Consider the following 13,910-nt stretch of genomic DNA (forward strand, 5'->3'; position numbering starts at 1 on the left):
AAAGTCTTTGCGATGTTTGGCCAGTTTAGATCACGGCCACGTGTTTGAAATCAACGCAAAGCACGCAGATCAGGCCGGACAGGCGGCAAAGCGCGTCTTTCAGGATACAGGGTGAACACTTCGCGATCTTCTTCGGGTGTCGCGTCCACGGTGCTGTAGCCTTCGACCCACCGTTTGGCGATATCGCGCGCTGCATCCTCGTCGCTCGCCGCCAAGGCCTGGCGCAACGAACGTACGGCCGAGGCCACCTCGATTTCGCTCAGGCTTTTCTCGACGGTAAAGAAGATTTTCTTGTGTCCGGTGCCGATCAGCGCGCCGTTCAGCGTCAGCTCTTCGGTCATCTTTTCGCCCGGGCGCAGACCGGTGAACTCAATCTCGATATCGCCCTCGGGGTTCTGCAAGTCACGCACGGTAAAGCCTGCGCTTTCAATGACTTGCCGCGCAAGCTGTTCGATCTTGACCGGTTTGCCCATGTCCAGAACAAACACCTCGCCCCCTTTCGCCAGCGACCCGGCGCGCAGCACGAGGTGCACAGCCTCTTGCACGGTCATGAAGTAGCGCGACACATCCGGATGCGTCACGGTCAGCGGGCCACCCCGGCGCAGCTGTTCCTGAAACAGCGGCACGACCGATCCGGACGAGCCAAGCACATTGCCAAAGCGCACGATCGAAAAGACGAGGCCGCGTTTGGCCGCTATACGGTGGGCCACGTCCTGCACCACCAGTTCCGCCAGCCGCTTGGATGCGCCCATGATGTTTGTGGGACGCACAGCCTTGTCCGACGAGATAAGAACAAACCGCTCGACCCCGGCACTGGCGGCCTCGGTCACCAGCGTCTGGGTGCCCAGCACGTTGTTGGCCAGACCGGCGAGCGGGTTGAATTCGACCAGCGGCACATGTTTGTAGGCGGCCGCATGGAGGACTACCTGAATGTCGTAGTCCTGCAGCACGCGCCTAACCTGGCGCCCGTCTGTCACGGACCCCAGCAGCGGAATGATCTCGATATCGCTGCCTTCAACCAGTTGCATCAGTTCCTGATGGATTTGGTACAGCGCCAGCTCGCTCAATTCATACAGCACGATCCGGGACGGATGGCATTCCAGCACCTGACGGCTGAGTTCCGAACCGATGGAGCCGCCTGCGCCGGAAATGAGAACACGACGCCCCTCATAGGCTTCGGCGGCTTCGCCCTGGCGGCGGTCGACTTCGTCGCGCCCCAGGAAGTTCCGCGGGTTCACAGGCGTCAGTTTCTCAACCAGCGCCTCTTCTCCGATCAGTTGCGAGAACGAGGGCAGCGTTTGCACCTCAAGCCCCATCTTTTGCAGGCGGCGGGCGATTTGCATCTGTTTGGGGTGGCTTTGGGACGGGATGGCAAGCAGAACACGATCAATGTTCCGCTCTGCCACGATCTCGGCGATGCGCACGGGGCTGTAGACCGGCAGGCGCAGGACGCTCACCCCTTGCAGCGCCTGATTGTCGTCCACAAACGCTACAGGTTCGATCATTTCGTGGTTTCGCAGGGCCGACACCAGCTGCATCCCCGTGGTCCCCGCACCATAGATCAGCACGCGATAGCGGTTTGTCCCGTTGCGATAGATGGCCAGCACGACCTGTAGCAATACGGCCCGGCTGATGATGGAAAAGACGAAGAAGGTGATGCCAAAAACGATATGCGTGCTGAGCGACAGGGGCATGTTCGATGCCGCCGTCAGCAGGGTCGATGTCATCGCCAGCAAGGACGCGAACACAGCCGTCCGACCAATCGAGCCGGATTCGTATTCGTTGAGCGTGGTGGAACAAATGCCAAGCCAGACGGACAGTGCGGCCGACACGATCAGCATGTAGGGAAGGATGGGCAGGTACGACTGCGTCATCTCCCACGCATTTGCCGTGGACAATTGCAGGCTGAAGGCAAAAAACAGCGCCGCAGGGATCAACATCGAGTCAATTGCGATCAGCAAATTGCGCTTTTGTGTCCGTGACAACGATTTCAACAGGCTTATCATCGCGTCCTCTTAATCGACTGGGTCACGCACCCTGGGGGACGTATAAATCAGCCAAGTATCAAATTTGTGCTAACTTGTAGCACCACTAGAAAAACTCACCTCAAATTGGCAACTTTATGCTTCGGCTCTCCGATGTAATAAGCATCGGGTGCACATTTTTTGCACATTTGAAGTGATTCGGTAAGTCAATCGCGCAATTCAAGTCCCGGTTGAGCGGTTGCGACGAAAGAGATTACCGATGGTTTGGAACACAAGATCAAAGTCATAGCAGGTTGACTGGTTGCGTTGGTAGATCAGATCCAGCCGTGCTTTGCGCGGGACGCAGATGCGGGTGTAGACGTCGTCCGTTTCTTCGGGTGTGCGGCACCGGGCCAGCAATCTGTCCTCGTGTTTGTGAAAGCGGATTGTCGCCAGCCCCGTCACACCCGGGCGCGATTGCAGCACTTTTTCGTAGATATCCGGGAACCGCTCGACATATTCGCGCAAGGGCGGGCGCGGCCCGACAAAGCTGAGGTCGCCGCGCAGGATGTTCCAGAGCTGCGGAAACTCGTCCAACCGCTTGGCGCGCAGCTTCGCCCCCAGGGGCGTGATGCGGGACACCTTGTCGCCGCCCGACACACCCGCATCCGCATCCACCACGGTCATGGTCCGAAACTTCCATAGCCCGAAACTCTGCTCGGGCGTCTTCATCCGTTCGGCCACATAAAACAGCGGGCGGCCCTGTTTACGCCAGATCACCCAGATCAGGTAGAGGATGATCGGCCCAAGGATCAGGACCAGCAGACTGGCAAAGAACAGATCGAAAATGCGCTTGCGCCATGTCATGTGTTCAACCCTCGCTGCCAATCGGCCACAATACCTGCGGGCGTGCTGTCCGTCGGTGAAAACGCGACGATCGTCTCAAGAACCCGCGTGTCGAGCCACACTTCGCCAATCGTTTCATCCGTCGCCGGCCTGTGTGCCCAAGCCAGGCCAGCCGCATCCAGAAGCGCACCCATTTCAACGCATCCCGGCGCGCAAAGGTTCAATATCGCAGGCAAATCGTGTTGCCCGGTCAATGTGCGCAAGGCCCGGACAAGCGTGTTGGGGCCAATATAACTGCGTTTGGGCGTCGAGCCGTCTGGAAATGTGTCGAGCGCAAAGCCCGGACGCCACCGATCAAGGATGGCGTCCGCTCCGGCCACGTTGCCGAGCCGCAGCACCGTTGAGGGATGAGGATGGGTGGCCGCCATCTCTTCCATCGCAATCTTGGCCTCGCCATAGTCGGACGTGGCGGCGGTGGGCCCGTCCTCGGACAGACGACCGCCCTGCGCGCCATAGACGGCTGCGGATGAGAACAGGAACACTCGCCCCGCCTGCGCCCGGGCCGCAGCGTCAAGCGCAGCGCGCGCCAAAGTGGTGTTCAGCGACATCGCGCGATCCGTGCCGTTGGTGACGCCCGAAAGGCACAGGACCGCGCTTGCGCCCGTCAGCGCATGTGCCAGCGCATCCGCATCCAGAACATCGACATCCGCGCGCGTCAGCCAGCGGGCCCCATCAGACCAACGCGGGGCCAGAAGTCGGCCCAATCGCCCGCCTGCACCTAGGACAACAACGCTCATGATCTATGGCATCGCGATTTGTTTGTCGGCGGGCACCAGCGCGTTGATCTGGCGGATATGTTCGGGCAGGCAAATGGTGTGGAAATCGTAGGTATCGACGACATGCTGGCGTGCGGCGATGCCGAGATGCGCGAAATCCTTTGGGCGGGCCAGCACATCGACGACCTGCGCCGCGATGGCTTCGGGATCAAAGAAGTCGACAAGCAGACCGGTTTCGCCATGGGTCATCGCCTCGCGCACCGGGGGCACGTCACTGGCCACGATGGTGGCCCCCATGGACATGCTTTCCAGCAGAGACCACGACAGGACAAAGGGCATGGTCAGATAGATGTGACACGTGCTGATCTGGATGATCTGCTGGTAGTTCTCGTATGGCACCTGCCCAAGAAAGTGCAGCCTGTCCCAATCGAGAAGATGCCCCACCTCGGCCTCCATCTGCCCGCGCAGGCCGCCAGGATGTTTGGATTTCCCGCCATAGGACGCATCATTGCCACCAATCACCAATATCCGCGCATTGGGGCGCGCTTTTTGTATCCGGGGCACGGCCCGCATGAACTGGTGATAGCCGCGCGTCGTCTCGAGGTTGCGGGCCATGTAGGTCACGACCTCGTCCTTGCGGGTCAGGGGGCGGCCAATCCGGCCAAGGGTCACGCTCGCCTTCTTGTTGGGCACCAGCTTGTCCGTGCGGATGCCGTCATGGCAAACGTAGATCTTGTCGTGGAAGCTTTTGGGGAAACGATTCCGCTGCCACATGGTCGGGCTGTGGCCGACATCCACCACCCCGATATTCATCTGGGGAACCACGTTGTGGCCATACATGATGTAGGGTGCGTGCGCGCTGACCGGGCTTTCGGGATCGAACCCGACCGGGCCGCCGTGGACCGAGTAGTAGTATTCAAAGAACCCGATCATCGGCGTTTCTGGCAACACCTCGCGGAAGAACGTCATTTCGCCCCACCCCACGTGGCCGATCACGATGTCAGGCTGAAAGCCGCTGTCCACCAGATCCCTCAGCGCGTTCACGGCGCCGAACCCGCTGCCTGACGCGGTTTCCCACGTACGGGACAGGCCATACCCATCCTCGGGTGCGGTGTGGTGCGAGTTGTACTGGACCGTGCGCACCCCCTCGAAGACCGGGGGTTTCTTGCGCTGGGTCAGAAAGACGATCTCGTGCCCGCCTTGTGCTGCCAGCCACTGGATCAATTCGCGGTACTGGCCCGGCATGTTCTGGTGCACAAACAATAGCTTCATGAAATCCTCACCGTGCTGGCATTTGGATAGCCGCCTCAGACGCCGGGCGCAATCATGGTTGCGCGGGCCAAATTGCCCCAGTGCCACGTTTTTCCTGCCCCGGGCTGAGGCCAAAGGTGCCCCGGTAGCTTTTGGAAAAGTGCGACAGGGATCGGAAACCGCAGGCCACGCAGATGTCCGTGACGCTCAGGCTGGTCTGGCGCAGCAGTCCCCGGGCCTTTTCCAGCCGCAATTGCAGGTAGTGACGCTTGGGCGACATGCCGAGATGTTTGGCGAACAACCGTTCGAGCTGGCGGGTGCTGAGTTCGATCACTTGCGCGATCTCGTCCGGGCGCAGCGGGTCTTCGAGGTTGTTTTCCATGATCTGCAAGGCGATCCCCAGCTTGCCATGCACCATTCCGGGCCGGGCCCGCCGCGACAGGCGTTGCCCATGTGTGGCCGCGCGCGGGTCGGTGTAGACCATCTGATCCGCGACCCATGTGGCGAGGTCGGTGCCGTAATCCTGTCTGATCCGGTCCAGCATCATGTCCATCGACGCCGCACCGCCCGCCGTCGTGAACACCCGGCCATCAACAGCAAACAGGCTGGAATCGATGATGACATCCGGCAGCAGCTCGGTCAGGGCCTCGCGATACTCCCAATGTGTCGTCACCCGTTTGCCCGACAGCAGGCCCGCCAATGCCAGCGTGTAGGTCCCCGAGGACAGCGCCCCGAAATCCATGCCCTTGCGGGTCTCGCGCCGGATCCAGTTGAGCACTGCCTTGGTGCTGCCAAGGGCCGCGTCATTGCCCGCACAGACCACGAGCGTTTCGTCCCGGCCCAGTTCAGGCAGCGCCGTATCAACCGCCGCCGTCACGCCGTTGTATGCGGGCACGGGGTCGCCCGTCTCTCCGATCAGGCGCCACGTGTAAAACTCGCGCCCCGACGGGTGGATGTTGGCAAGGCTCAGCGCTTCGAGCGCGCAGGCAAAGCCCAGTTGGGAATAACCCGGTATCAGTAGAAAGGCATAGCGTTTGGGGCCAGTGGCGTCAGGCTGCAAGGGCAGTGTCCAGAAGGGCCCGCACCCGGCGGGCATAGGGTTCGTTGACGAGGCGGGCAACTTCCTTGCCGTTCTTCATCACCAACAGGGTCGAGCGCCGCTTGACCTTCAGCCGCTCGGTCAGTTGAGAGCGCCCGAATGTATCCCAATCAACGTCCACGAACAGCAGCTGCCCGTAATTCGGGTTTTCGGCCAGTGCCTCTGCGATCAGGTCGGCCTTGATCTGGCAGGTCAGCGACCATGTTGCCCGGTAGTTCAGGATCACGGTCTGGTCTGTGTCACGCAGATCGCTCCAGACGGCGGGGGAAAATTCCTGGGCCGGATAGGCAAATGCCGTCCCCGGGATCAGGGCGGCAGTGGACAGTAACAAAAATGCGCGGCGGTGCATAAACAGGCTCCGGGAATTGAAATCAGGGCGCAGAATATGACGGGCGCGCGTTGGCGCAAGAGTCTTGCGTCAGGTTTTGGCCTGACGTGACAATTGCACCGCAAGAATGCCCGCGGCGATGATGATCACGCCGACCACATCCAGCGGGCCCAACCGTTCGCCCAGCAGCAGCGCCGCAATCGCCACCCCGAAGAACGGGTTGAGAAAGTGGAATGTGGCCGCCTTGACCGCCCCGATGCGCGCCACCAGCGAAAACCAGATCCACGTTGCCACCAAGCCGGGGACAAAAACGGTGTAGGCAAAGGCCGCATAGAACGCCGGTGTGGGGGTCACCACGATTGTCTCGGTCAGGGCCGACGCGATGCCAAGCACCACGGCCCCCACGAACATCTGCAAGCCCACCACCATCATCAGGTTTCCACCCGACGACATGGTGCGCATCGACAGTGTCGCGACGGTCAACGCAACCGCGGCCACCACGCACAGCCCGATGCCATAGAGGTCAACGCCCGCCTGCAACCGCGCCGACATGATCATGATCACCCCGGCGATCCCAAGCACGAGGCCAACGACCCCAAGGGTCGGCAAGCGGTCGCGAAACACGACCCACCCGGCAAAGGCCACCATGAGCGGCATGGTCGAGGCGATGATCGAGGCCAGCGATGCCTCGATCGTTTGCATCGCGACGAAGTTGAGGCCCAGGTAAATCGCGTTCTGGCACAGCCCGAAAACAAATGTCGCGCGCCATTGGTCGCGCGTCAGCCGCCACGACTGCCCAAGTGCGCGCGCAACGGCGACACCGATGATGCCAGCGATGAAAAAGCGCAGCGAAGATGCCGCAAGCGGTGGCGCATGGGTGACGATGATGCGCGCAGAGGTAAAGGCAGAGGACCAGATCAGCGCGAATGTCAGCCCCATCAAAATCGCGCGAAAATCCATGAGCCTGCCCTTGCCGTTCCGCGCGGACGTTCTGGCAATTCGGTACGGGATGCAAGCGGGCTGATCACGACCCTTTGCGGTGCATGTGATCACTCGACCGTGCACAGTGCGCGCAGGTAACGGGAGGTGATCCATGAAACTATCGCGCCGCAGATTCGGTGGGCTGGCCTTGTCCGGGGTCGCCCTGCCCCACGCTGCCATGGCACAGGAGATGTCGATCCTGGAGGCGATGCACGCCCCGTTGTCCGCCCCCACATCCGAGTTCGAGGCGGCAATGGCGCAGCTGAGGGCGCGCAACAATCCCGATGTCGTGGCCAGCCTGATCAACTCGTTGCGGTTTTCCCGCTCGCGCGGCCCGCAGATCGCCGAAACGCTCACCGCGCTGACGGGCGAGGATCACTTTACCGACTGGTTCGCGTGGATGCTGTGGCAGGAGCAAAATCCGCAGATCACGCCGCATGCCGATTTTCCCGCCTTCAAACGCGAATTGATGGTGCGGATCGACGAGAATTTCTCGGACTTCCTGCGCCCCGAACATATCCAGCCCGAGCAAATGCGCATCCGGCTGGAAGAGATTGCATGGGGCGGCGTGGTCAAGGACGGCATTCCATCGCTCGACAATCCCGATCTTCTGGAAGCGGCGGCGGCCGATTACCTGCGCGACGACGACCTCGTCTTTGGTGTGTCGATCAATGGCGATGCCCGTGCCTATCCGCTGCGCATCATGGGCTGGCACGAGATGTTCAACGAGGTGATCGGCGGCGTGCCTTTGGCGCTGGCCTATTGCACGCTGTGCGGGTCGGGCATTCTGTTCGAGACGCAAGTGGAGGGGCGCGCGAAGCCGCTGGTCTTTGGTTCGTCCGGTTTCCTATACCGGTCCAACAAGCTGATGTTCGACCGCGAGACAAATTCACTGTGGAACCAGTACACCGGTGAACCGGTGGTTGGCCCGCTGGTAGGCAGCGGCATCGCTCTCAGACAGCGCCCGGTGGTCATCACCACATGGGACAAATGGAAAATGTCCAATCCCGGAACCAAGGTGCTGAGCCTCGAGACCGGGCACCGCCGCAACTATGGGTCAGGTGTCGTTTACAACGACTACTTCGCCTCTCCCGACCTGATGTTCCCCGCGCAGGTCGATCAGCGTGTGCATCAGCAAAAGGACTATGTTTTCACGGTCCGGCAGTTCGGCGCGGCGCGCGCATGGCCGCTGGCGGCCTTTGACGGGCAGGCGGTGATCAATGACGGGATCGCGAACACGCCGCTTTTGCTGATCGGGGATACGGAGACGCGCACCGTGCGGGCCTATGAGCGACAAGCGCGGACGTTCACGCCAAAGGGTGGGCGGCTGAGCGATCAAGATGGCGCCGAGTGGCGTGTGACCGAAGACGCCTTGCTGGGTCCGGACGGGACAAGACTGCCGCGCGTGGCCGGGCATATCTCGTACTGGTTTGCGTGGGACAACTACATGGGCGATGCGGCCACGGTGTTTGAGGGGTGAAACGCAAAAGGGCCGCCCAAGCGGGCGACCCTTTCGTATCAGTCTGACTGCAGACTTAGCCGTTCACGCTGTCTTTCAGCGCTTTGGCGATGGTCATCTTGACCACTTTGTCCGCTTCTTTCTTGAACTGCTCACCGGTCGCAGGGTTGCGCACCATACGCTCGGGGCGCTCGCGGCAATAGATCTTGCCAACGCCGGGCAGAGTGACAGCACCACCGCCGGACACTTCCTTGGTGATCAGGGCGCACATTGCGTCCAGCGCACCGCCGGCGGATTTCTTGTCTGTTCCCATTTCTTCGGCCAATGCGGCGACGAGCTGGGTCTTTGTCATAGGTTTTGCCATTTTCTGGTCTCCTTCGTCTGCCCGACAATTTGGGCCTCATGTCCGTTTTGTAACGGTATGTGGTGGCAAAACACAACGAATAGTGGCCGCGCGCAAGGGAAAAACCGGTGTTTTCGGCGGTTTTCGCCCCGTCAGGCCCCCATCACAGGAACGCAGTCTCGTCAAATGACCGCAATTTCCGACTGTGGATGCGTTCCAGCGGCATGCCGCGCAGGTGCTCCATCGCCCGGATTCCGATCATCAGATGGCGTGCGACCTGCTCTTTGTAGAAGTTCGAGGCCATGCCGGGCAGCTTCAATTCACCATGCAACGGCTTGTCCGAGACACAGAGCAACGTGCCATAGGGCACGCGGAACCGGTAGCCATTTGCGGCAATCGTGGCGCTTTCCATGTCCAGCGCGATGGCGCGCGATTGCGACAGGCGCTGTACCGGGCCGCGCTGGTCGCGCAGTTCCCAGTTGCGGTCATCATGCGTCGCAACCGTGCCGGTGCGCATGATCCGCTTCAACTCGTACCCTTTCAACTTGGTCACACCAGCCACCGCCTCTTCCAGCGCGATCTGGATTTCGGCCAACGCGGGGATCGGCACCCAGGGCGGCAGGTCGTTGTCGAGCACGTGATCCTCGCGCAAGTACCCGTGCGCCAGAACGAAATCGCCCAGCGCCTGAGAGTTCCGCAGACCCGCACAGTGCCCGACCATCAGCCAGGCATGCGGGCGTAGCACGGCAATGTGGTCGGTCGCGGTTTTGGCGTTGGACGGGCCAACACCGATGTTGACGAGGGTGATCCCGGACCCATCCGCACGCTTGAGGTGGTAGGTCGGCATTTGCGGTGTCTTGGGGCTGTCGGGCAGGGGTTGGTCGCCCGCCGTAATCTCGGCATTCCCGGTCGACACAAAAGACGTGTAGCCGCTGTCGGGATCATCGAGTTGCGCGCGGGCATAGCCCTCGAACTCGGACACGTAGAACTGGTAGTTCGTGAACAACACATGGTTCTGGAAATGCGACGGGTCGGTCGCGGTGTAATGCGACAGGCGGGCCAGCGAATAGTCGATCCTCTGGGCGGTAAACGGGGCAAGCGGCCCGATGCCATCGATCGGCGTGTAGGTGCCGTTGGCGATGTCATCATTGGTATTGCTCAGGTCTGGCACGTCGAACACATCCCGCAGGGGGAAAGACGCAGCCCCCTGTTGCGGGACTGTGATGTCGGGATCATTTGCCACCGCGAAATGCACCGGCATAGGCGTCGTCGAATACCCGATCTCGACCGGTTGGTCGTGGTTGGTGATCAGCAGCCCGATCTGCTGCGTGAGGTAGTTCGCGAACAGATCGGGGCGTGTGACGGTTGTGGAATAGGTGCCGGGGTCTGACACGTGACCAAAGCTGAGGCGCGTATCGACGCGCGCATAGCTGGACGTGGTAAAGCGGATTTCGGGATAGTAGGCCCGAATGCGCCCCTCTGGCGGGCCATTTTCCATTGCGGCGAGGAACTGTGTGCACAGGAACTCGGACGCTTCGCTGTAGAGGGTTTTCAGCTGTTCCACCGCCGCCGCAGCGTCGTGAAACTCGGTGTGGGCATGGGTGCCCTGACTAAGTGTTTTCATGTTGTTGGCTCGAGTATGGGTATGAATTCAAATGTGCGCACATCGACCAACCCAAGGTCGGAAATCCGCAGTTCGGGAATGACCACAAGGGCCAGCAGCGAGTGCTGCATATAGGCATTGTTGAGGGTGCAGCCGCAGGCTTCCATCGCCTGCACCATCTTGTCGGCCTTGGCCGCCACCTCGTGGGCAGGGCTGTCGGACATCAGGCCCGCAATGGGCAGTTCGACCAGCGCCAGTTCTTCGCCGTCGCGGTAGATCGTGATGCCACCCCCCACCTCCGCCAGCCGGTTGGCCGCCAGCGCCATCTGATCGCGATCCGTACCCACCACGATCATGTGGTGGCTGTCATGCGCCACGGTCGAAGCCATGGCCATCTTGCCCGTATAGTTAAAGCCCGCAACCAGCGCATTCACCACGCCCCCCGTCGCTCGGTGCCGTTCGACCAGCGCGATCTGGCAGGTGTCGCCGTGGCTTTCGACCTTGCCATCGCTGACAGGCATATCCCGTTTCAGCGCCTTGGTAGGGGCCTGGTTTTCCACCACACCGATGACATTTGCCGTGACGGAGTTGCGTCCTTCGGGGGCTTTGATCTCGAAATCCGATGCTGCGAGGGTCTTGCCCAGATGCACCGTTTGTCGGGCCGTGTTCGGCCAGTCGAGATGCGGGCAGTCGGCCGTCAGTTTCCCGTTCATCGCGACGGTCTTTCCGCGCGCGATCACCTGTTCGATGGGCAGTGTCGTCAGATCGGATGTCAGGATCACATCGGCCCGTCGTCCCGGAGTTAGCGACCCGATCTCGCGTTCCAGCCCGAAATGGGTGGCCGTGTTGATCGTTGCCATCTGCAATGCCACCAACGGGTCACAGCCGCAGGCAATCGCATGGCGCACCACGCGGTTCATGTGCCCGTCATTCACTAACGTGCCAGAATGGCAGTCATCCGTGCACAGGATCATGTTGCGCGGGTCCAGCCCCTTTTCCGTGATCGCGGTGATCTGCGTTTCCACGTCGTACCAGGCGCTGCCCAGCCGGATCATCGACCGCATGCCTTGCCGCATCCGGGCAATGGCGTCGGCCTCGACCGTGCCTTCGTGATCATCCGCAGGTCCACCTGCGACATAGGCCGCAAAATCTGGCCCCAGATCGGGCGAGGCATAGTGCCCGCCCACCGTCTTGCCCGCGCGCTGGGTTGCCGCGACCTCGGCCAGCATCTGTGGATCGGCGGCCGCCATGCCGGGAAAGTTCATCATCTCACCAAGACCAATGATGCCCGGCCACGCCATGGCCTCGGCCACGTCCTCGGCGCTGATCTCGTACCCGGTGGTTTCCATGCCCGGTGCCGAGGGCGCGCAAGACGGCATCTGCGTCCAGATGTTGACGGGCTGCATCAGCGCTTCGTCATGCATGAGGCGCACGCCGGCAAGACCCAGCACATTGGCGATCTCGTGGGGGTCGGTGAACATCGTGGTCGTGCCGTGCGGAATGACGGCAGCAGCGAATTCCGCCGGGGTCAACATGCCGGATTCGATATGCATGTGACCATCACACAGGCCGGGAATCATGTAGCGCCCATCGGCTTCGATCACCTCGGTATCGGGGCCGATGCAATGGCTGGCATCCGGCACAACGCAGGCGATACGGCCCTGTTTGATGGCGATGTCGTGGTCTGGCAGCGCTTCGCGCGTGTGCACATTCACCCAGATTCCACCGCGAACAACGGTGTCGGCTAACGCGCGACCCGCGGCAACATTCACAAGATCTGGGGCAACATCGGGCCAGGACGGGAAAAGGTCATGTTCCATGTCCCGTTGGATCAAGTTTCGCGGGAAGGTGCAAGAGGGCGCATTGGCATGTCGTGAAACTGTCACCTTATCCGCCGAACTTGACGGATGCGAATAGATCAGCAAGGCTGACCTTATGGATTACGAAACAATAGACGCAGACAGTTTTGGCCGTGCCCTTCGGGGGATCGGGTTGAACCTGTTGGTGCGGGATGTCGCGGCCGAGGTCGCCTTTCTTAAAAATGTCTTTGAAATGAAGGCACACCAGCCGACCGCGGATTTCGCAATCATGACCTATGGCGATCAGGTGTTTCAGTTGCACAGCGACGGGACGTACCATTCACACCCGCTTTTGGGACTGTTGCCCGAGAACCCGCCGCGCGGTGCCGGGCTGGAGATTCACCTGTATGACACCGACCCGGATGAGGCGGTCAAACGTGCGACGGCACAGGGTGCCACCATCCTCGCCGAACCGTTGGACAAGCCGCACGGCCTGCGCGAAGCCTACATTCTGTGCGAAAACGGCTATGCATGGGTGCCCTCGCGGGCAAAGGACGCCATCGGTTAGTGTGCGGTCATGGTGTCCGGTTTGCCTGAGCGACCTGATACCGCGTCATGGTTTTGAGTTGATCAGACGACAGGATCGCAGGCAGACTGTGCAGGACAGCAGGGAGCCCGCATCATGTCCGTCACCGAGATCTCGCCCAAACATCGACCATTGGCAGGAACGTGTCGACTTGGCAGCAGCCTTTCGCTGGACCGTGCGGCTGAACATGCACGAGGCGGTGGCCAATCACTTTTCCCTCGCCATCAACGATGACGGCACTCAGTTTCTCATGAACCCGAACCAGATGCATTTTTCGCGCATCAAGGCGTCGGACCTGATCGTGGTCGATGCCAACGACCCGGCCAGCATGGAAGGCCCCGATGCGCCCGACCCGACCGCGTGGGGACTGCATGGCGGAATGCACAAATTCTGCGCCCATGCCCGCTGCGCAATGCATGTGCATTCGCCTTATGCGACGGCGCTTGCGGCGCTGGCCGACAGCCGGTTGCCACCTGTGGATCAGAATGGCTGCATGTTCTTTGACCGCGTCGTCGTTGATGAAAATTACGGCGGTCTGGCCTTCGAGGAAGAGGGCGAACGCTGTGCCAAGCTGTTCGACGACCCCCGCAAGAAGGTCATGGTGATGGGCAACCACGGCATCATGGTGCTGGGCGACACCGTGGCCGATACGTTCAACCGGATGTTCTATTTTGAACGGGCGTGCCAGACCTACCTGCTGGCGCTGCAAAGCGGCAAACCCTTGCGCCTAATCCCGGATGATGTCGCGGAAAAGACGGCGCGGGAAATCGAGGAGTATCCCGAGCAGGACGAGCGGCATTTGTCAGAGCTGAAGGCGATCCTGGATGAAGAAGGGTCAAACTACGCCAGCTGATGCAGATTTCTACCTGTCTGCG

The 13,910-nt window shown here is 61.0% G+C and carries 13 protein-coding genes; 3 read left to right on the forward strand and 10 right to left on the reverse strand.

The genetic code is table 11. The features are described from left to right. Positions 1-50: 50 nt before the first annotated feature. The 7 genes from ACMHLQ_RS10540 to ACMHLQ_RS10570 all read right to left on the reverse strand — a co-directional run bounded on the left by ACMHLQ_RS10540 (position 51) and on the right by ACMHLQ_RS10570 (position 7,224). Positions 51-2,006, reverse strand: a complete 1,956-nt coding sequence (locus tag ACMHLQ_RS10540) for a polysaccharide biosynthesis protein (protein ID WP_415404737.1) — start codon at positions 2,004-2,006, stop codon at positions 51-53. Between the two features lie 198 nt (positions 2,007-2,204). Beyond that, entirely contained in the window at positions 2,205-2,831 is a 627-nt protein-coding gene (locus tag ACMHLQ_RS10545; protein ID WP_415404738.1) for a sugar transferase, read from the reverse strand. Beyond that, on the reverse strand, positions 2,828-3,607 hold the full coding sequence (locus tag ACMHLQ_RS10550) for an NAD-dependent epimerase/dehydratase family protein (RefSeq protein WP_415404739.1): 780 nt from the start codon (positions 3,605-3,607) through the stop codon (positions 2,828-2,830). Before ACMHLQ_RS10550 ends, ACMHLQ_RS10545 begins: the two co-directional genes overlap by 4 nt. A gap of 3 nt (positions 3,608-3,610) precedes the next feature. Continuing rightward, positions 3,611-4,858: a glycosyltransferase family 4 protein gene (locus ACMHLQ_RS10555; RefSeq protein WP_415404740.1), complete on the reverse strand. Its 1,248-nt coding sequence runs from the start codon at positions 4,856-4,858 to the stop codon at positions 3,611-3,613. A 52-nt stretch (positions 4,859-4,910) separates the two neighbouring features. Next, complete coding sequence (locus tag ACMHLQ_RS10560; protein ID WP_415404741.1) at positions 4,911-5,933, reverse strand: GlxA family transcriptional regulator; 1,023 nt, start codon at positions 5,931-5,933, stop codon at positions 4,911-4,913. Continuing rightward, a complete protein-coding gene (locus ACMHLQ_RS10565; RefSeq protein WP_415404742.1) occupies positions 5,887-6,285 on the reverse strand; it encodes a thioredoxin family protein in 399 nt (132 codons plus the stop codon). Before ACMHLQ_RS10565 ends, ACMHLQ_RS10560 begins: the two co-directional genes overlap by 47 nt. A gap of 69 nt (positions 6,286-6,354) precedes the next feature. Beyond that, entirely contained in the window at positions 6,355-7,224 is an 870-nt protein-coding gene (locus tag ACMHLQ_RS10570; RefSeq protein WP_415404743.1) for a DMT family transporter, read from the reverse strand. A 133-nt stretch (positions 7,225-7,357) separates the two neighbouring features. On the opposite strand from ACMHLQ_RS10570, the gene ACMHLQ_RS10575 reads away from it, so the two are divergent. Beyond that, positions 7,358-8,725 (forward strand): DUF3179 domain-containing protein, encoded by a 1,368-nt coding sequence (locus tag ACMHLQ_RS10575; RefSeq protein WP_415404744.1) that lies wholly within the window; start codon positions 7,358-7,360, stop codon positions 8,723-8,725. Between the two features lie 55 nt (positions 8,726-8,780). On the opposite strand, the gene ACMHLQ_RS10580 is transcribed toward ACMHLQ_RS10575, so the two are convergent. The 3 genes from ACMHLQ_RS10580 to ade form a co-directional block, all read right to left on the reverse strand. Then, positions 8,781-9,068: an HU family DNA-binding protein gene (locus ACMHLQ_RS10580; RefSeq protein WP_415404745.1), complete on the reverse strand. Its 288-nt coding sequence runs from the start codon at positions 9,066-9,068 to the stop codon at positions 8,781-8,783. Positions 9,069-9,210: 142 nt separating this feature from the next. Further along, entirely contained in the window at positions 9,211-10,671 is a 1,461-nt protein-coding gene (locus ACMHLQ_RS10585) for an AMP nucleosidase (RefSeq protein ID WP_415404746.1), read from the reverse strand. Then, complete coding sequence (gene ade, locus ACMHLQ_RS10590) at positions 10,668-12,470, reverse strand: adenine deaminase (protein ID WP_415404747.1); 1,803 nt, start codon at positions 12,468-12,470, stop codon at positions 10,668-10,670. The genes ACMHLQ_RS10585 and ade overlap by 4 nt, the downstream gene beginning before the upstream one ends. Before the next feature lie 115 nt (positions 12,471-12,585). Here ade and ACMHLQ_RS10595 point away from each other — a divergent pair, with 115 nt between their 5' ends. Beyond that, on the forward strand, positions 12,586-13,017 hold the full coding sequence (locus ACMHLQ_RS10595) for a glyoxalase (protein ID WP_415404748.1): 432 nt from the start codon (positions 12,586-12,588) through the stop codon (positions 13,015-13,017). A 142-nt stretch (positions 13,018-13,159) separates the two neighbouring features. After that, positions 13,160-13,888: a class II aldolase and adducin N-terminal domain-containing protein gene (locus tag ACMHLQ_RS10600; protein ID WP_415405268.1), complete on the forward strand. Its 729-nt coding sequence runs from the start codon at positions 13,160-13,162 to the stop codon at positions 13,886-13,888. Positions 13,889-13,910 lie beyond the last annotated feature (22 nt).

The sequence above is a fragment of the Tateyamaria algicola genome, from assembly GCF_047715485.1.
Taxonomy (GTDB): Bacteria; Pseudomonadota; Alphaproteobacteria; order Rhodobacterales; family Rhodobacteraceae; genus Tateyamaria.

Excerpts from the sequence above, each read along its gene's own strand:
- ACMHLQ_RS10545 (WP_415404738.1), bottom strand. The coding sequence starts at position 2,831 with ATGACATGGCGCAAGCGCATTTTCGATCTGTTCTTTGCCAGTCTGCTG.
- ACMHLQ_RS10560 (WP_415404741.1), bottom strand. The coding sequence starts at position 5,933 with ATGCCCGCCGGGTGCGGGCCCTTCTGGACACTGCCCTTGCAGCCTGAC.
- ACMHLQ_RS10565 (WP_415404742.1), bottom strand. The coding sequence starts at position 6,285 with ATGCACCGCCGCGCATTTTTGTTACTGTCCACTGCCGCCCTGATCCCG.
- ACMHLQ_RS10570 (WP_415404743.1), bottom strand. The coding sequence starts at position 7,224 with ATGGATTTTCGCGCGATTTTGATGGGGCTGACATTCGCGCTGATCTGG.
- ACMHLQ_RS10540 (WP_415404737.1), bottom strand. The coding sequence starts at position 2,006 with ATGATAAGCCTGTTGAAATCGTTGTCACGGACACAAAAGCGCAATTTG.
- ACMHLQ_RS10575 (WP_415404744.1), top strand. The coding sequence starts at position 7,358 with ATGAAACTATCGCGCCGCAGATTCGGTGGGCTGGCCTTGTCCGGGGTC.
- ACMHLQ_RS10555 (WP_415404740.1), bottom strand. The coding sequence starts at position 4,858 with ATGAAGCTATTGTTTGTGCACCAGAACATGCCGGGCCAGTACCGCGAA.
- ACMHLQ_RS10580 (WP_415404745.1), bottom strand. The coding sequence starts at position 9,068 with ATGGCAAAACCTATGACAAAGACCCAGCTCGTCGCCGCATTGGCCGAA.
- ade (WP_415404747.1), bottom strand. The coding sequence starts at position 12,470 with ATGGAACATGACCTTTTCCCGTCCTGGCCCGATGTTGCCCCAGATCTT.
- ACMHLQ_RS10550 (WP_415404739.1), bottom strand. The coding sequence starts at position 3,607 with ATGAGCGTTGTTGTCCTAGGTGCAGGCGGGCGATTGGGCCGACTTCTG.
- ACMHLQ_RS10595 (WP_415404748.1), top strand. The coding sequence starts at position 12,586 with ATGGATTACGAAACAATAGACGCAGACAGTTTTGGCCGTGCCCTTCGG.
- ACMHLQ_RS10585 (WP_415404746.1), bottom strand. The coding sequence starts at position 10,671 with ATGAAAACACTTAGTCAGGGCACCCATGCCCACACCGAGTTTCACGAC.